Raw genomic sequence first — 17,631 nt, forward strand, 5'->3', positions numbered from 1 at the left:
CTTCAGGACGCTGTCCATCTGGGCGTCGATGAACGTCCAGCCGGTGTTGTCCAGCGGCTGCAACGAGGCCTGGTCGGCATCCCAGAGATCACGCAACGACTTCCGGCACCCGACGACAGGGCTCGGCAACCGGGGAGCGCTTCGCCTACCAGGCGCAGGCCGCCCTCTGCGCGGTGCTGGATCACGCACTCGATCCCGGCCGAGGTCCACGTGAGCCACTCGCGCACGGTGTCCGGGTCGGTGGTCGACGGACACAGCACCCACGGCGCGATGAGCCCGCGTGCGGCGAACACGGATTCCAGGGCGGCTCTGCTCCGCCGGTAGGACCATCCGGTCGTGTCCGTCCCGGACAGCCGCAAGACCTCGAACGCGATGAAGTGGGGGCCGGCCAGTCCTGTGCCGCCCCGGCTCCGCGCCGGGCAAGCCGATTCTGCAGCCGCTCGAACGCGAGGCGGCCCGCGGCATCCCATACGACCAGCTCGCCGTCGAACGCGCTCAGGTCCGGCAGCTGCACGGCCCCGGCCACGATCTCCGGAAACGATGCCGCCATCTCAGTGCCGCGCCTCGAGCGCAGCACCACCCGGCCCGCATCGACGGACAACAGAGCCCTGAACCCGTCCCATTTCGGTTATGCGCTGTTGAGCTGTTCGCGGCTATCGTGGTCGCCCACGGCCTCCGGGATCATCCGTCGTGGTCTGGCATCGAGGTCTGCTGCGGATCGTGCGCGCCCTGCCTGGCCAGGGGGCGGGGCTGGGCGCGCTCGAGGAACGGGCCGACCCGCAGCCTCCCCGACCCCGACCAAGGAGCGCCCGCCACCTGGGCACCCTGACGCACAGCTGACGAAGGCCCGTTCTCCCCGCGAAGCGTGCCATGAGCCTCGGGGGCTTTCGGCGGGGAAGCGTTCCAAGACCGTGCGGGACTGCGTGGTGGTCGTGGCCATCACGCATCACCGCCGTTCACGCGTTCGTGGAGTTCGATGAGCGTGCCGATGCTGTCGGGGGCCTGGACGCTCCCGCAGCTGCGCGTTCTCCCATACCACCTCGTTGTGGTCGATCCCACACCCGGCGACGCGTCCCACACCACCCAGTTCCAACTGGTCGTCTCACCCAGTCGGCGGCCCATTCGGTGATGAACGGATGCGCTCGCAGGTGATGGGCTCCCAGGTATGCGCATCGGCCTCCTCACCGTCGCCGCCCTCCTCCTCGCCACCGAAGCCCTCTCCCGCCTCCTCCTGCCCCGTGGCTGACCCCATCGATCACGCCGCATGCCGTGTCAGCCCGAGATGGCGGAAATATCCAAGACTCACAGCAACCCACGCACCAGGATGGCGCCGTTCGGTCAGAGCACGACATGCGCGGGGCCGGTGCGTGCGGGGGAGAGCGCCGATGGGGCGAGGGCTCCCGCTGACCGGCCGCCGCCGTCCGGGGAGGGGAAGACGTCATGGGGTTGTTCGGTACATCAGGGAGACGTAAGAGATCGGTAGGGCACCACGGGTCGTTTCGGAAGGCGGTGACCTTGGGCGCGGGGCTGGCGTTGCTGGCTGCGGGGAGCGCGCTCGCGTTGCCCGCGCAGACGGCGGCGGCCGCCGCGCCGAAGTACGACGGTGATCCGACGCAGTACTGGAACGGCGTGCTCCTGGAGATGTTCCGGCAGGCCGATGGTTCGCAGGGGTCGCCGGGACAGTTGGCGCGGTCGGCGGCGATGATGAACGCGGCGATCTACGACGGGGAGAGCTCGTACCAAAACACTTTCTACACGATGACGTACAAGCCCTACCTGGCGGCGCCCAAGTACCCGAACCTCGGTCAGGGCCCGGACGAGGAGGAGCGGATCATCGGGCGGACGGCGTACAACATCCTGCACTACCTGTACCCGAACCAGACCGCGTACCTGGACAAAGCGTTTCTGGACCGGTTCGGAACTCCGCCCACGCAGTACGACATCATCGACAACGAGATCGTCGGCACGATCTACAACAACATGATCAAGGCGCGCGCCAACGACGGTTCGGACAACCAGAGGCTGTACAACCTGGAAAACGTGGCGGGGGCGTGGCGTCCCACGGGTGAGTCGGGCTGTAGCTCCAGCACGGCGGTGACCCCCTTCTGGGGGCAAGTGAAGCCGTTCACCATGAGTTCCGGGTCCGACTACCGGCCAAGCACTCCGGGCAGCTTCGCGGACTATGCCACACTGCTGGCCAGCCCGGCGTACGCGGACCAGGTCGAGCAGGTGCGCCGGCTCGGCGGCCGGGGGGCCACGCAGCGGACCACCGAGCAGACGGCGATCGCCACGTTCTGGGCCAATGACCTGGGGCCGGATGCCCACAACAAGGGCACGTTCAAGCCGCCGGGGCAACTGCTGGACGCCACGATCCGCATCGCGCAGGCGCGCGCCATCAAGAGCAAGTACGAGAACACGCGGCTGTTCGCGCTGGTGTCGCTGGCGATGGCGGACAGCGCGATCGGCGAGTGGGATGTGAAGTATTTGACGCCGATCGATCTGTGGCGTCCGGTCTCGGCGATCCACAACGGGATCGACTCCTCGTGGCAGCCGCTGTCCGCCGCCCGCGACGGCTCGCCGCTCACGCCGTGCTTCCCGGCGTGGGCCTCTGGTCACGCGGCGTTCGCCGGCGCGTGGGCTGCAGTGATGAAGGAGTACTTCAACAGCGACACCATGAACTTCACCGTCAACACCGAGGACCCTGCCTCGCCGCAGAAGACGCGGACCTTCACCAGCTTCCGTCAGGCCGCGCAGGAGGACGCGGACAGCCGGGTGTACCTGGGGGTGCATTACCCGTGGGACGCGAGCGACGGGCTGAAGCTGGGCGAGGACGTGGCGACGAGGTCAGTGCTGCCGCGGCTGGGACCGGTGGGGTCCTGAGCGCCGTACCCCTCAGTGGCCGGTCAGTACGACGCTGGTGACCTGGCCCTCCTCCCGGTCCAGTTGGGCGAAGTCGGCGCCGTGGGTGCGCTCGGCGATGAAGCGGGAGGGGGAGCGGCTGGTCATCGCCTTGAAGTCGCGGTTCAAGTGGGCCTGGTCGTAGTAGCCGCAGGTGGCGGCTATCTGGGACGGGGGCAGGCGGGCGTCCAGCAGGCGCAGGGCGTGCCGGAAGCGCAGGACGCGGGCGGTGGCTTTCGGAGACAGGCCGATCTGCTCCCGGAAGCGGCGTTCGAGGTGGCGCTCGCTCCAGCCGACCGTGCCCGCCAGCTTCGCCACGGTGGACCCCGTGGCCCCGCCGGACACGAGCTGCCGCCAGGCCCACACCAGGCGGTGGGAGACGGGTGGGCCGGTCCGGGCGCGGGCGGTGAGGAAGGCGTCCAGCAGGGTGAAGCGGGCGGCCCACCCGGGGGTCTCGGCGAGCGCCCCGGCAAGGTCGTACGCCGGCTGACCCAGCAGGTCGGCGAGGTCCACCATGGAGTCGGCCAGCTCGGCCATCGGTGTCCGGAACAGAGTGAACGCGGTCCAGGGCGCCATCACCACCTCGATGCCGTGCGCCCGTCCGTCATGTTCGCCGACGCTGGCCCGGGTGTGCAGTCCGGCGAGCAGCGAGGTGTACGAGGTCCCGGGCTGCACGACCTGCCCCGTCTGCCCGACCGGATGCGCTCCGGTGATCCGTAGTGGGTCACCGAACCCCAGCACCAACGTCACGGACGCGTTGGGCACTTCGAGCCGCCGCCGGGAACGCTCGAACGCCAGCCGGAAACCCCGGTAACTGCGCACCCCGGGCCGCAGCCCGGGATGCGGCAGTTGCGTCACCATCTCGCAGATTCCGTCCGGCCCAGCCAAGCGTCGCACAGCGGTCACCCCCGGTCCGTAAGGCCGGCGGTGACGACGTGCGGCCGACTCGTGCACGGTAGCTCGCTGCCCGGCGCTCGGGCAGTGCGTTTCGGGCCACCGTCACGAATGGCCGTGGCCTCGGATTCGGCTGGCGCGTTGCGCAGCGGTCTTCCCGGTGAACACGAACGCCACCGGCACGTAGCCCTCCTGTCCGGTCGCCGGGTAGATCCGCGACCACAGCCGGAAGGCGTGCACGGCCGCGCCCCGGGTCATGTGCGCCTTGTCCTTGTCGACCTTCGGCGCCAGGAGCTCGAACCACTCGGTGTAGCGGCGCAGCTTGGCCACCAGGACATCGACGGGCTCGTTGACGCGGTCGACCTCCAGGAGCATCGCGGGCACCCCCAGCGTCCGGGGCGCGCATCGTCAGGTCGGCGTACTAGGTGTACAGGTGGAGCCGTACGGAAGGTGAAGTGCTCTCCCTCCGGCCGCGCCAGCAGGCGCGAGGGCGGTCAGTGCAGGGTGTCGAGGGTGGCGATGATGTCGGCCGGTTCGGCGCGGGTGGTGTAGTCGGTGTCGACGAAGGCCCAGCGGATGGTGCCGTCGCGGTCGATGACGTAGGTGGCGGGCAGCGGCAGGGTGCGCGGGTGGCCGTCATTGACGCGCTGAAGGTCGAAGCCGAGCTTGTCGTAGACGGCGGCGAGGTCGTCGGGGAGGCCGAAGGCGAGGCCGTACTGCTTGGCGGTCTCGGAGCCGATGTCGCTGAGGACGTCGAAGGCGAGGTCGTGCTTTTCGGTGAGGGTGAGGGACTCGTCGGGGATCTGCGGGGAGACGGCGACCAGGCGGGCGCCGCGGGCGGTCATGGCCTCGTGGTGCTCCTGGAGGGAGCGCAGAGCGATGTTGCAGTACGGACACCAGGCGCCGCGGTAAAAGGTCAGCACGACCGGGCCGTCGTTGAGCAGGTCGTCCAGGGCCACGGTCTGCCCGGTCGCGGAGGGGAGGTTGAAGCGCGGCGCCTGCGCGCCGACGGTCAGTGCGCGGTCGGCCTGGCCGGAGTCAGCGAGTTCCTGGCTGGCCCGTTGCATGATCTGTCGGATCTCGGCGGGGATCTGCTGCTGGCGGGCTTCGTAGAAGGTGCGCAGTTCGGCGCTGAGGCTGGTCATGGTGCTCGTTCCTCCTGGGCGGCGACTGGAGCGGGACCACACAATCTTGAAATGACTGTTCCAAGATACGGGCATGCGTGATCCCGCGCCAGCCATGCGGAAGTGCCGAGGAGTCAGAGGCTCATGAACGGGCGATGGTCGGCCAGGGCGAGCGCTTTGATGAACGCGGCGACATGGACCGCGCGACGGGCGAGGTAGCGGCGGAGGCGGGGGGTCTGTGACCCGTATGCGGCCGCCCAGAGGGCTGGTATGCGATTCATGGGGGCATAGTCGCGGTGCGCGGTGCCCCCGGGGATCGATCGTGGACGAAGCTGGACGCCTTGGCGCTGATGGGGGGCCTGTCCCGCTCTGTACCTGTCGGCACCTTTGCGGCGTACTGAACGGGGCGTATCTTGGAATCCTCATTTCAGGATGGTGGGTGAAACATGCCGGACATCAAGCACTTCGACCCCTATGCCACCCTGGAGACCGTGGTGCGGCTGTTCTGGCGGCAGGGCGTGGCCTCGACCGGGATCCAGGATGTGGTGACCGCGACCGGGCTCAACCGCTCCAGCCTGTACGCCACGTTCGGCGGCAAGCAGGAGCTCTACCTTGCTGCGCTGCGCCGCTACCTGGAGCAGCGGTCCCAGCCGATGTTCCGGCGCCTGGCCGAGGACGAGCGGGGACTGCCCGCCATCTCCGAATTCTTCGGCGGCCTGATCGAGGCCCGTTGCTCGGGCGAGTACGCCCGCTGGGGCTGCATGGTCTCCAACGCGCACGCCGGGGCCGAGAACAGCGACCCAGAGGTACGCGCCGTCCTGGACCAGCATCACCAGGAGCTGCGCGACGCGATGTACGCGGCGCTCGTCACTGCCGAGCGCCAGGGGCAGCTGTCCGCCGGTGCCGCCCCAGGCGCTTCCGCCGACCTGCTGGCGCTGCTCGCCTACGGCGTCAACCTGCGCTCGCGTGCCGGTGCAGACGCCGCGACCCTGCGCAAGACGGTGACCGCCGCCTTGGACTCGATCGGAGCCCGGGCGGCGGCATAGACGTGCGTGGATCTGGCTCTCAAGTGGCATTGGGTGCAGGTGACGTGCCCGGACGCAGAGCGTGGGCGGCCGTCGTTTCCGCTTGTGCCGCATCCGCCGTGTAGTCCCCAGGCGATGTGACGTCGATGCCCTCGGGGGCCTTCGCCGCCTTCAGGACGAAGGTCAGGACCACAGTCACCGCCACGTTCAGGATGAACGCGGTGAGGCCGATGTAGCCGATCTCGCCGATGCCCGGGATCTCCTTGGCCGAGCCGCCGAAGTGCTTCTGGGTCGGGGGGGCGACGCCGTACGCGGCGACCGTGCCGTAGACCATGCCGAGCGCCCAGCCGGCGAGCAGGGCCCAGCGGTGGAACCAGCGGGTGAAGAGACCGCCGACCAGGGCCGGGAAGGTCTGCAGGATCCAGATGCCGCCCAGCAGCTGGAAGTTGATGGCCACCGTCTTGTCCATGGTGAGGACGAAGACCAGCGCGCCCACCTTCACCAGGAGCGAGACCAGCTTGGAGACCTTGGTCTCCTGTGCGGGCGTGGCGTCCGGCTTGATGAAGTCCTTGTAGATGTTGCGGGTGAACAGGTTCGCGGCCGCGATCGACATGATGGCCGCCGGGACCAGCGCGCCGATACCGATCGCCGCGAAGGCCACCCCCGCGAACCACGCCGGGAACATGTCCTCGAACAGCTGCGGGATCGCCAGTTGCCCGTTGGTGACCTTGACTCCGGCCGCGATCGCCATGAAGCCGAGCAGCGCGAGCAGGCCCAGCATCAGGGTGTAGAGGGGCATCACCGTCGTGCTGCGTCGGATCACGTCGCGGCTGCGGGAGGACAGCGTCGCCGTGATCGAGTGCGGGTACATGAACATGGCCATCGCGGAACCGAGCGCCAACGTCGCGTACGTCCACCGGGCGTTGGGTGCGCTGACCAGGGTGCCGCGCGGTCTGCCGGTGGCGGGGCTGGTCTGGCTGTATGCCTCGTTGGCCTTGGCGAAGATGTCGTCGAAGCCGCCCAGTTTGATCGGGATGTAGATGATCGCGACGACGATGACCAGGTAGATCAGCGTGTCCTTGACGAAGGCGATCATGGCGGGGGCGCGCAGGCCGGAGGAGTAGGTGTAGGCGGCCAGCACGCCGAAGGCGATCAGCAGCGGCAGGTCCTTGATGAACCAGTTCGTGTTCTCGCCGCCGCCGACGCCCAGCACGTCCAGCACGGCCTGGATGCCGACGAGTTGGAGCGCGATGTAGGGCATCGTGGCCAGGATGCCGGTGAAGGCCACGGCGAGCGACAGGCCCTTCGAGCCGAAGCGGCCGCGGACGAAGTCGGCGGTGGTGACGTACCCGTGGCGGTGGCACACGGACCACAGCCTGGGCAGGAAGGTGAAGATCAGGGGGTAGACGAGGATGGTGTAGGGCACCGCGAAGAAGCCGGCCGCGCCCGCCGCGTAGATCGCCGCCGGCACGGCGACGAACGTGTAGGCGGTGTACACGTCGCCGCCGAGCAGGAACCAGGTGATCCAGGTGCCGAACGACCGACCGCCCAGGCCCCATTCGTCGAGGGTGTGCTCGTCGCCGGGCTTGCGCCAGCGCGCGGCGAGGAAGCCCATGACGGTGACGAGCAGGAAGAAGAGGGTGAAGACGGCGAGTGCCACGGCGTTGACGCCGCCGGTCATGGCGCTGTACCTCCCTTGCTCGGCAGGTGCGTTGTCGCCGTGGCCTGGGCGGCAACGGCCTCGCTGCTGACGAGGTCGTCGAGTTCGGCGTCCAGCGCGGTCGCGCCCTCGGGGGCCTGGGTGGCGGCCTGCGGGTTGCTGCCGCGGACGGCGACGGCAAGTCCTGCCAGGGCCATGGGGAGTGCCACGAACACCGCGGCGGTGCGGATGCCTCCGGGTGCCGAGAGGATCAGTGCGATCAGGGGCGGGCCGAAGGCTCCGCCGGACTTGCCGACGGCCGCAGCCCAGCCGCCGGCGGTGCCCCGGATGGCCAGGGGGTAGATCTCGGCCGTGTAGGGGCCGATGAGCGCGATGACACCGGCGGTGCCGGCGAACAGCAGCATCACGGTGGCCAGCAGGATGGTCCGGCTGCCCTCCAGCCCGATGGCTGCGAGCGTCAGGAGGGCGCCGACGGTGAGGGCAGCGTAGACGACCATGGTGCCCTTGGCCGACCAGCGCATGTAGAGCCATGCGCCGACCGCGCAGGTGGGAATGGAGAGCAGCGATGAGATGAATAGCAGGGTGGCGGCGGACATGCCGTGCTGGCCGGAGGATTCCAGCTGGCTGGGCAGGAAGGTGATGAAGCCCCAGTAGACGAGGCCCCAGCCCAGTGCGTAACTGCTGACGACCAGTGTCTTGGCCGTCTGCGGGCGCTTGAACAGGGCGGAGGCGGGGACCTGCTTCGCCCTTGTCTGCCGGGCGGTGAAGGCGGCCGATTCGGGGATCCAGCGGTTCAGCGCGATCAGGATCAGGACCAGCGGAAGCTGGGCGAACCAGGTCACGCGCCAGCCGGCCAGTGGGATGAGGACGGCGGCCAGTCCGGAGGCGGCCATGTAGCCGCCGGTGGTGGTCAGTCCAGCCTGCAGGACCATGATGGCCGCGCGTCGGCCGGGCGGCAGGCTCTCGGTCATCAGGGCATAGACGACGGGCAGCATGCCGCCGGCCGCCATGCCCATCAGGGCGCACATGACGAGGGTGCCGCCGAAGGTCGGCATGGCGCCGCACACCGTGGTGCCGAGGAATAGCAGGGAGGCGATGAGGATGGTGGCCCGACGGCCGATTCGGTCCGCCGCGCGTCCCCAGACGAGTGATCCGAGCACGGTGCCGGTCAGCGCGACCGTGGGCAGCCACGAGACGTCGGCGGCGCTGAGGCCGTATTCAGCCCGCAGGCCGGGTGCGATGAACGCCAGGGTGGCGGGCTTCATCTGGTCCACCAGGAGGGCGAAGGTCAGGATGGTGATGAGGCGGCGGCGGCTCGCGTTCGTGGCGGGGGCCGGAGTGGGGGCGGCGGGGCGGGCGCCGGCGGTCCGCGGCTGCACGACCGCGATGCCGGAGAGCACCACGCCGACGACAATGGCGGCCATGGCCGCCCACATGATCGCCGGTGGCATGTCCATCATGGACATGTGGAAGTCCATGGACGCGGAGTCGATGAACATCCACAGGTGCTCGACAACGCCGGCGCAGGTGAGGACGACACCGGTCCAAAACAGGAACGGCCGGGGTATCAGCGAAGCGGGTGGTGCGGACAAGGTCAACTCCTCGCGGAAAGCTGGGCGTCGGGGCCTTCAAGCTGCTCGACCGTCGGACGGTCCTTGAGGCCGAGTACGTCGGGCCAGCGCGGGTCGTCGGGGTCGACGACGAGGCGGCGGGCGTAGAAGCTGTCGAAGAAGGACAGGACGAACATCGGCAGGAGGGTCCAGATCGCCACCTGCTCCAGCGGCTGGTTGCCGGTGAGCGCGCCGATGATGACCACCACGAACACGTTCGGGTAGGTCATGGCGGTGTAGTCGTCGAGCGTCTGGACGTGGCGTCGACGCTTGAGCAGGGCGGCGACCAGGCGCAGGCCGACGGCGATGCCTACCGCGGTGGGCGCACAGGTGGTGAAGCCGTGCAGGTCGAGCTTGAGGCAGACCAGCACGATGAACGCGGTCAACAGGAGCACGGCTACGTATCCGTTGCGCTCGCCGTATTTGGCCGTGCGGATGGGAGAGCGTTCCCGCAGACGTTTGACCAGGAGGTAGACCAACGTGACGACGCCGGTGGAAGTGGCGGCGCTGATGGCCACCGCCGGGGCGACGTCCTCGTGCAAGGTCAGGGCGAGGACGGTGGAGAAGGACACGGTCCCGGCCAGTGAGGAGAGCAGGACCTGCGCGAACGTCGGCATGATCATTCCGCCGAGGCAGCGGCTGACGGTCATCGCCACCACCGAGCTGGGGGTGGCGAGGAATACCGCGGCGATCGCCGCCGTACTCGTACTGCCTGCGTCCGACCAGGCCACCAGGGCGGCGAAGGCGATCGGCAGGGCGAGGTAGCGCAGGGCGACGGACCGGAGCGTGCCGCGGTCGGTGACGAAGGTGCGGGCGTTTTCCAGCTCGATGCGGCACATGGTGATGACGCTGGCCAGCACCAGGAGCATCAGCAGCACGTACGGGGACGCCGACAGGTGCATCCCGGCCAGGTTGGCCAGGAGGCCGGCGGCCAGTCCGACGCAGAAGACCACGGCATGGTTGACGACGATCCAGTCGTAGACCATGTTCATGGTTTTGTTCTCGTTCTTGACGTAGCTGTGGATCCGATCGCCCTGCAACATCTGGGAGTTCGGCAGGCGCAGGTCGTAGGACTCGTCGGCCGGACGGGCCAGGATGAACCGGCAGATCAGCTCGACGACGTACTTGTGGGAGACCACGCAGACCATTTCGCCGCGGCGCAGCGCCGGCAGCAGCTCTTCCTCGTAGAAGGCATGCACGCGGTCCTTGAACTGTGCGAAGGTTTCGCCGCCGTGCATGGTGGGGCTGTCGGCGTTCATGGCGCGCTCGTACTCGGCGATGCCGTGGCGGCGCTGGAGGATGGACTTGCTCTCCAGCGTGTAGCTGCCGAAGTCGCGCTCCATCAGGCGCTCGTCGACCACGACTTCGGGAGCATCCGCGGCGGTGGTGTCGAGACGGAAGATGGTGTCGGCGGTCTCGTAGGCGCGGGTCAGCGGGGAGACGTAGACGCGGTCGAAGTGCTGACCGCGGTGGCCCTTGGCGACCTTCTCGGCCTGGATGCGGCCGAGGAAGGTCAGCGGGGCGTCGCGCTGACCGGCGATGCGGTGGACGGAATTGCAGGTCGATTCGCCGTGCCGGACCATAAAAAGTCGGCTCAGCAGATCCTGCTGGTTCTCGACGGTCATCACGCGTCCTTCTTCGGGGCGTGCTTGACCTGCTCGGCGTACTGGGAGTCCCAGCCCGCCAGTTTGGTGATGTCGCACAGGTTATGGACCGCGTGCTTCTGCACAAGCGTGGCCAGCAGGGAGACGGTCCGCCGGGCCTGCTGAGGGGCGAGGCCGAACTCGCGGGCGAGGGCGGCGCCGAAGTCCGCCAGATCGTCGTCCAGGATGGCGCGGTACTTGCGGCGCTCGGTGCGGTCCTGGGCCTGCAGGTAATTGACGGCGTTGGGGTAGGCGCTGTCGCGGGCGTGGTCCTGCAGGCGCTGGCGCAGGCGGGTGGCCTGCGGTTCCTCGGTGGCGAGGTCGGCGGCGATCCAGTCGCTGCTGCGGATCAGGCAGTGGTGGATGCCGTCGGGAATGTCCATCTGCTCCTCGCCGCTGGCGGATTCGAGGCGGCGCAGCACCTCCATGGCCGTGTCGAAGCACTGGTTGCGCAGGGTGCCGATGCTGAACACGAACGCGCCGAGCCGGCCGCGGCGGGTGGTCTCGTCGCCCTGGCGCATCGGGCCGACGCCGAACAGGCCCGCTGCCACCCCACCGTCGGCGGCGATGAGCTCGCCGTGGGTGCCGACCTCGATGCCACGGTGGGTCTTGGTCTGCGGCTGCGCGTAGCCGTGTGCGTTGACCAGGCCGTGCCACAGGGGGTGGCCGGTGCGCTCGTAGTCGGTGTTGTTGCCCAGGCAGTTGACGACCCGGTCGACGACGAGGTCGGGCTGGTCGGCGAAGACCACCCGGATCTTCGTGCCGTCCTCGGCGGGGCGCAAGTCCTGGATGATGGCGGACATCACGTCGACGGTCTTCGGGGCGCCGTTGTATCCGCGCATCCGGCTGCGCACGACGCCGCCGATCTCTCGCACGGTGCTGGTGCGGTTGGTGACGATCAGGCTCTTGTATTTGTCGAGCAGCATCCGCACGTCGCGGGCGTCCATGCGGGAGACCAGCTCGATGACGTACGGCTCCCACGCCTTCATGACCCGCTCGGGGAAGACGGCCTCGAGCGCGCTGCCCGGCTCCACGCCGTGCTCGTCGAGCAGGTGCGCGTACTCTGCCTTGATCCCCTCCACCACCGCCTCGGGGGTGAGCTCCTTGGCGTCGAGGAAGGGCGGCCGGCGGGACTGCCAGATGTCGTGCTCGTGGTCGACGGGGTAGGTGCCGTGCATGTGGCCGCCGCGCGAGCAGATCAGGATCTGCCCCCGGTGGCCGGCGTGGATGAGGGAGACCACCGTGTCGAAGGCCGACAGCGCGGAGCCCGTGACAAGGACGCTCTCCTCGGCGCCGACCGCCTGGAACCAGTCCTGCGCGCCGGGGGCGTAGGGGTCGGCGAGGAAGCGGTCGCAGTCCTTGATGCGGTGGTAGAAGGGCGCCTGCACCGGAGAGAGGTGACCGGTCGCCAGGACCACCTGGTCCGACGGCAGATCGTGCACACCGCCCTGCTCTGAGGCGTCGGCGTACTTGACGACATACCCGTCGCCCCGCCGGTGAACGTCGATGACCTCACCGGAAAGCTCCCGCAGAGTCACCTCGGCGTCGGCATCGGCGGCCGCGTCGCGCAACCGCTCGGCCAGGTACTGCCGGAAGATCCGCCGCGGCACCACGCAGGCCACGCCGAAGCTGTGGTACTGCCACTTCTGCGGCCACTCGGAGCGGTCCGCCTCCTCGTTGGCCCACTCCAGGAAGTCCTCCGGGCGCTCGCGGCGCAGCGTGATCCGGCCGGCCTGGATGTTGAGCATGTGCTCCCAGTTGGTCGATGCCTGGCCGAAGGCGATACCGCCGTAGCGGTAGCCCTCCTCCCGCTCTATCAGGCATATCTCCAATGGTGCGTCGGCGAAGTGGAGCAGCCGGATGGCGGTGAGCGTGCCCGAGAACCCGGCGCCGACGATCGTGACGCGACGTATGCCGGGAGCCGTATTGGCCATGGAGTCGTGCTGCATGCTGCTCTCGCGCATGGCCATGTCGGCCATGCCGCGGTCCTGGCTCAGGCTGTCCTGCATCGTGGGGTGCTGCGTTTCCACGGTCTTGTCTCCTTCGGTGGGGGAAGAGTCAGTGCCACTCGTGGGTGAAGCGGACCGTTATGGCGTCCCGGATCGAGTTGTGGACGATGCAGCCCCGCTCGGCCTTGAGCAGGGGCTTGGAGATCAGGTCCTGGAGGGCGACGGGCGCCGAGATCTGCACCGTGATCTCGGAGAAGCGGGTCGGTGCGCTCACGAGGCTTCCGTCCACCTGGAAGCTGATCGCGGAGGCGTCGGCCTGTGGGTCCTGTGCCTTCAGGGCGGCGAGGAAGGTGCTCACGTAGCACCCGCCGAGTGCCAGAAGCAGCAGCTCCCCGCCCATGGGGCCGGCGTCGGTGCCCTCCTTCTCCTTGGGCCGGTCGATGGTGAGCGTGTGGTCTCTGGCCTGGCCCACGACGACGCTGCCGCCGACGGGGCGCAGGGACACACCGATTTCGGGCATGGCGATGCACGGACTCCTGTCCTGGAAGGGGCACGCAGGGCTCGGCGTCGGAGGCGAGTGGGATTCCCGGGGTGCCTGTGAGCGGGGACGGGCCTCAGCATCAGGACGGAATACGGGTTCCGGAGTGATCGTGGATGATCCTGGATGCGCTCCGTGGCCGGAGGTCAACAGACGGATACCGCTTGACAGCCGCAGCCCCAGGTCGTCTAACTTGAAACGAGTGTTCCAAGTTTTTGGTGGCCCAGGTGTCCCAGGGGGAGGATGTTCGTGCCGCAGGTACTGGATCCAGTAAAGACCCGCACGATCGACGAGTTCATCGCGGAGCTGCGGCTGCTCAAGGCGTGGGCTGGCAATCCGTCGATCACCGAGATCACTCGGCGTATCCACCGGGACTGGCAGCGGGCAGGACGCCCGCGCGGCGAATGGCCGGCCCGCTCGACGGTGGGCAACTGCTTCCAGCTGGGCCGCCGCCGCCCCAACTCCGACCTGTTGTTGGCCGTGGTCCAGGCACTCGTGGGCGCCGACGAAGCGATCCTCTCCGTGTGGCGGCAGTCGCTTCGCGCGGTGCTCGGCGAGGCCGAGGCCGCCGCACGGGTCAGCGCCTACGACCGGCTGCCCGCAGGACCTTCCGTATTCGTCGGCAGGACCGACCTGGTAGCCAAGGCGGAGAACTTACTGAGCGGTCAGAGCAGGCCGGCGCTGGCACTGGAGGGCATGCCCGGAGTGGGCAAGACGTCGCTGGCCCTGCACCTCGCGCACCGGCTGCTCGCCGAGGAACGAACCGACACACCAGTCCTGTTCGCGAACCTGCGCGGCTCCGCACCACAAGGCCCGCCCGCCGACCCGGCCGCCGTCCTGGAGACCTTCCTCCGCCTGCTCGGCACCACCGGCGACCGCATCCCGTTCGGCCTCGACGCGCGAGCAGCTCTCTACCGGCACCTTCTGGCGGGAACTGGTGCACTAATCGTTCTGGACGACGCGGCAGACGCGGAACAGATTCGGCCTCTGGTGCCCCGAACTCCCGGATGCCGCACGGTGATCACCAGTCGGAGCGCGTTGACCGGCCTCGATGAATGCGACCGACTGCCGGTGCCACTGCTTGAGCCGGACGACTCCGTCGAACTGCTGCGGGCGACGGCGGGAGCTGACCGCGTTGCCCCAGCCGTCCCGGTTGTCGAGCAGATCGCGGACCTGCTGGGCCACCTCCCGCTGGCGCTGTCGGTCATCGGCCGCCACATGCGCGACCACCCAGCCTGGGCGCTGGGCGACTACTACCGCGAGCCCCTGATCAGCCTGGCCCTTGAGGACGGAGTACGGACCACGCTGTCCGCCTCCGACGCAAGGCTGCCGAAGGATGCGCGACGGCTGCTGCGCCTGCTCGCCCTCCATCCGTTGCAGGAGATCGACGCTGCCACGGCCGCCGCCCTCCTGGGCGAACCAAGCACCACTGCCGAGCAACACCTCACCACCCTGACGGCAGCGCACCTGATCGAGTGCACCGCGCCCGGCGGCTACCGCCTCCACCCCCTCGTCCACGCCTACGCGGAGGAACGTATCTGCATCGACGAACCGGCTACCCGCATCCGCCAGGCCCTGGGCCGCCTGCTGGAACGCGGCTGCAGCCGCGAGGGCGCCGTACGACTGGAAACCCGCACCCTCCACACACTCCGCCTGCCTATACCGCAGCAGCACGCTGAAGCAGACGAAGAGCCCACAATGCTGCAACAGCTGCACACAGGGCGGGTACTCGCAGCCTGATGGGCCGCGAACGGATTCACCCTACGGACGCAAAGAGGAGGAGGACATGCCCGCCGACCAGCTCCCGGTCCTCGTCTTCGACGTCAACGAGACACTCAGCGACCTCACGCCGCTGCGCGGCCGCTTCGAGGACATCGGTGCGCAGGGGCATCTGCTAGCGACATGGTTTGCCGGGGTCTTGCGAAGCCGTCCCGTCGGAGAGAAGGACTTGGCCGTTGCCGAGCCGTTCGCCGACCAATTCAGTGACTGCGAGGGCCAACGTGCCTTTGCGGCCGCCTCCCGGTATCGGCAGTGCGAATTCCGCTGTGGCCAGGAAGAACCGTCAGGCTCCGGTGTGGATGTATCCCGCCCAAAGGAGGGGCGCTTTGGGAAGTCTGCTGCGGAGGGAGCGGACGGAGTGGTGCAGAGCCGTGGCTGCGTGATCCGTGTTGAGATGTCCTGACTCCGCGGTGAGCCCTCTGTAGAAGGAGTCCGCCACCTCAACGGCCATCCGGTCCTCGATCGTCCACAGGGTGCCGATCACCTGGCGGAAGCCGAGCATCTGGAACGCGGTGGTCAGATGAATCGATTCGTTGAGCAGCTGCGCCGAGCTGGTGAGCGCGGTGACGCACGCAGAGAGATACGCGAGGTCGGCTTGGTCGAGGCGGGCCGAGGCGAGGCTGCTGACGTTGAGGGGGTCTTGGGCGAAGTCCTCCAGGAAGAGCTGGCTGAGGGACGGATCCTGCTCGTGGACGGCACCGTGGCAGGCGAAGTGGGCGATCGAGGCGCCAGCCAGTTCCGTGAGGACTCGGGCCTTTGTCGGTACGTGCGCGGGGCCGTTCGTCGGGTCCAGAAACCTCTCTGCCTGCTTGTGCAGCGTCGTGCTTCCGGTCAGCACGACTGGGCGTGGCACTTGGGCCTGGACCGCCGCTGCCTCTGCCGGTGCGTAGGGCAGCTCGGAGAGCCCCGTTGTGAACGGCATGGTCACGATCAGAGACTTGCCCGCCTCGTTGAGCGGAGCCGGCCGGCGGCGGGCGTGGCGCAGCGCCCTGAGGGTGGGGATGTAGGAGGAGACAACCCGGTCCAATGTGGAGCGGTTCTCGCCGTCTGTGGGCGGATGGCCTGCGGCGTGCAAAGGCAGTAGGCCGAGGAGTCCGCCCGGTGCCCACCAGACCCGCGGCCAGTTCTCCCCGGCCGGAGGCGGGTTCGTGAAGCCGAGCGCGTCGAGGACGGGGCCGACGGCGATGTCCCACAGCTGTCGCAGGACCTCGCCGAGGGTGTGCTGAGCGGCCAGGCGCTCGCGGCGGTCTGCGTCGTCGGCCACGGTGCGGGGCAATGCCTCGTGAAACCTGCCGACCATGTCGAGCACCATCTCGCGGGTGAGTGCCCGGAGCGGCAGGTGAGTGACCGTCTCCCCTGTGACGAGCAAGGCATCGCTGCGGTGGTCGCTGACGTTGAGGAACACGACCGGGCCTTGCCCGGCCTCCACGCGGAGATCGTCCACCGACTGGGGCGGCAGGAGGAACGATGTGAAGCCGTCGAGGGACCGGATTGTATCCAGGGTGGTTGCGAACTCAGCGGCGATCACGTGCCGGTCGGAGGTGTCGGGCCTGATGCCTGGTAGTGCAGACGTGGCGTCTTGGCTGAGCCGTTCGCTCAAGTTGGCCAGCCGGTCAGCGAGTTGAGGATGCGCGGAGCGCAGCAGCGTGAGGTCGCTGCTTGTGTTCAGTGCCTGGCCCAGGATGACCGCCCGTCCCGTCTCGATGAGGCGCAAGGCCCTGACGGCGTACTCGTTGGCCCCCGCGCCATTGCTCGGTGCCGTCTCACCAGCGGCGAGGGCGAGTGCGACGGCATCGTCGGTGAGCCGGGAGAAGCGGCTCAGTTGCTCCTGCTGGTCGGTTCGGCGCAGACGGTGGGAGGCCACCTCGGGCAGCAGGTCGACTGCGCTCTCCAGGAGGTCCGCGGCGCGGTTGGGTTCGCGCTCAGCTGTGAGCCGAGCGGCTTCCTGAGCGGCCTGGATGCGCCACCAGGTTGTGGCCGACGGTGTGTGCACGGCTCGGGTCAGAACGGACACGGCTTCATGGCGGTTCTCCTCGCTGTCCGTCAGTGCGTGGCGGGCAGCGATCGCCAGGCCGAGGGTGCCGAGGAAGGCGGCTCCCTCGGGCTGGTCGTTCGGCGTCAGGTCCGCCGCTTGGCGCAAGCTGGCGATGGCGTGGTCCAGATCGGCCGGCGTCCCTGTCTTTCGGTACCGGAGGAATAGGGCGGTGCCGTGGTTGCCTTGGTGAATTGCCCTGTCACGATGGTGGTCTGAAGGCGTGAGAGGCAGCGCGGCACTGTGCATCGCGATGGCCTCGTCGATGTCGTCGTGGGCCTGTGTGTGTTCGAATCGCCGCGATAGTGCGATACCGAGGTTGCCGTGAAACCGTGCCCGGTTGATATGGCCCTTCGGCAGCTGTCGGAGTGCTCGGCGTAGCAGGTGAGGGGCCTCGCGTTTTCCGGACAGGCTTCTGACCGTTAATTTTACGCGGCGATTCGCAACTTCTCATACTCGGCATGGACTTCACGCGGAGG

The 17,631-nt window shown here is 68.6% G+C and carries 14 protein-coding genes; 3 read left to right on the forward strand and 11 right to left on the reverse strand.

The features are described 5' to 3' along the window. Positions 1-181: 181 nt before the first annotated feature. Positions 182-580, reverse strand: coding sequence for a hypothetical protein (locus tag ACIRP7_RS44850; protein ID WP_403672642.1), 399 nt, complete (start codon positions 578-580; stop codon positions 182-184). Between the two features lie 860 nt (positions 581-1,440). Here ACIRP7_RS44850 and ACIRP7_RS44855 point away from each other — a divergent pair. Then, positions 1,441-2,880, forward strand: a complete 1,440-nt coding sequence (locus ACIRP7_RS44855; protein ID WP_403672605.1) for a vanadium-dependent haloperoxidase — start codon at positions 1,441-1,443, stop codon at positions 2,878-2,880. A gap of 12 nt (positions 2,881-2,892) precedes the next feature. Here the strand turns inward: ACIRP7_RS44855 and ACIRP7_RS44860 are convergent, their stop codons facing one another. The 4 genes from ACIRP7_RS44860 to ACIRP7_RS44875 form a co-directional block, all read right to left on the reverse strand. After that, the gene (locus tag ACIRP7_RS44860; protein WP_403672607.1) at positions 2,893-3,759 is read right to left on the reverse strand and encodes a helix-turn-helix domain-containing protein; all 867 of its coding nucleotides are present in this window, start codon (positions 3,757-3,759) and stop codon (positions 2,893-2,895) included. A gap of 138 nt (positions 3,760-3,897) precedes the next feature. Then, positions 3,898-4,167 (reverse strand): hypothetical protein, encoded by a 270-nt coding sequence (locus ACIRP7_RS44865; protein ID WP_403672610.1) that lies wholly within the window; start codon positions 4,165-4,167, stop codon positions 3,898-3,900. Between the two features lie 119 nt (positions 4,168-4,286). Further along, positions 4,287-4,937 carry a peroxiredoxin-like family protein gene (locus tag ACIRP7_RS44870; protein ID WP_403672613.1) on the reverse strand — a complete coding sequence of 217 codons (651 nt, stop codon included), beginning with the start codon at positions 4,935-4,937 and terminating at the stop codon, positions 4,287-4,289. 113 nt (positions 4,938-5,050) lie between these two features. Continuing rightward, positions 5,051-5,197, reverse strand: coding sequence for a hypothetical protein (locus ACIRP7_RS44875; protein WP_403672616.1), 147 nt, complete (start codon positions 5,195-5,197; stop codon positions 5,051-5,053). A 165-nt stretch (positions 5,198-5,362) separates the two neighbouring features. Between ACIRP7_RS44875 and ACIRP7_RS44880 the strand changes: the two genes are divergently transcribed. Then, positions 5,363-5,962 (forward strand): TetR/AcrR family transcriptional regulator, encoded by a 600-nt coding sequence (locus ACIRP7_RS44880; protein WP_403672619.1) that lies wholly within the window; start codon positions 5,363-5,365, stop codon positions 5,960-5,962. A gap of 19 nt (positions 5,963-5,981) precedes the next feature. On the opposite strand, the gene mctP is transcribed toward ACIRP7_RS44880, so the two are convergent. The 5 genes from mctP to ACIRP7_RS44905 are packed head-to-tail and all read right to left on the reverse strand — an operon-like array spanning position 5,982 to position 13,323. Beyond that, entirely contained in the window at positions 5,982-7,622 is a 1,641-nt protein-coding gene (gene mctP / locus ACIRP7_RS44885; protein WP_403672622.1) for a monocarboxylate uptake permease MctP, read from the reverse strand. Continuing rightward, positions 7,619-9,193 (reverse strand): MFS transporter, encoded by a 1,575-nt coding sequence (locus ACIRP7_RS44890; RefSeq protein WP_403672625.1) that lies wholly within the window; start codon positions 9,191-9,193, stop codon positions 7,619-7,621. The genes mctP and ACIRP7_RS44890 overlap by 4 nt, the downstream gene beginning before the upstream one ends. A gap of 2 nt (positions 9,194-9,195) precedes the next feature. Beyond that, complete coding sequence (locus ACIRP7_RS44895; RefSeq protein WP_403672628.1) at positions 9,196-10,836, reverse strand: histidine phosphatase family protein; 1,641 nt, start codon at positions 10,834-10,836, stop codon at positions 9,196-9,198. Continuing rightward, on the reverse strand, positions 10,836-12,884 hold the full coding sequence (locus ACIRP7_RS44900; protein WP_403672631.1) for an FAD/NAD(P)-binding protein: 2,049 nt from the start codon (positions 12,882-12,884) through the stop codon (positions 10,836-10,838). Before ACIRP7_RS44900 ends, ACIRP7_RS44895 begins: the two co-directional genes overlap by 1 nt. Before the next feature lie 28 nt (positions 12,885-12,912). After that, positions 12,913-13,323, reverse strand: a complete 411-nt coding sequence (locus ACIRP7_RS44905; protein ID WP_403672634.1) for an OsmC family protein — start codon at positions 13,321-13,323, stop codon at positions 12,913-12,915. Between the two features lie 267 nt (positions 13,324-13,590). Here ACIRP7_RS44905 and ACIRP7_RS44910 point away from each other — a divergent pair, with 267 nt between their 5' ends. Beyond that, positions 13,591-15,081 (forward strand): NB-ARC domain-containing protein, encoded by a 1,491-nt coding sequence (locus tag ACIRP7_RS44910; protein ID WP_403672636.1) that lies wholly within the window; start codon positions 13,591-13,593, stop codon positions 15,079-15,081. A gap of 322 nt (positions 15,082-15,403) precedes the next feature. Here the strand turns inward: ACIRP7_RS44910 and ACIRP7_RS44915 are convergent, their stop codons facing one another. After that, positions 15,404-17,260, reverse strand: a complete 1,857-nt coding sequence (locus ACIRP7_RS44915) for a CHAT domain-containing protein (protein WP_403672639.1) — start codon at positions 17,258-17,260, stop codon at positions 15,404-15,406. Between the last annotated feature and the right edge of the window lie 371 nt (positions 17,261-17,631).

The sequence above is a fragment of the Streptomyces sp. NPDC102270 genome, from assembly GCF_044766405.1.
Taxonomy (GTDB): domain Bacteria; phylum Actinomycetota; class Actinomycetes; order Streptomycetales; family Streptomycetaceae; genus Streptomyces.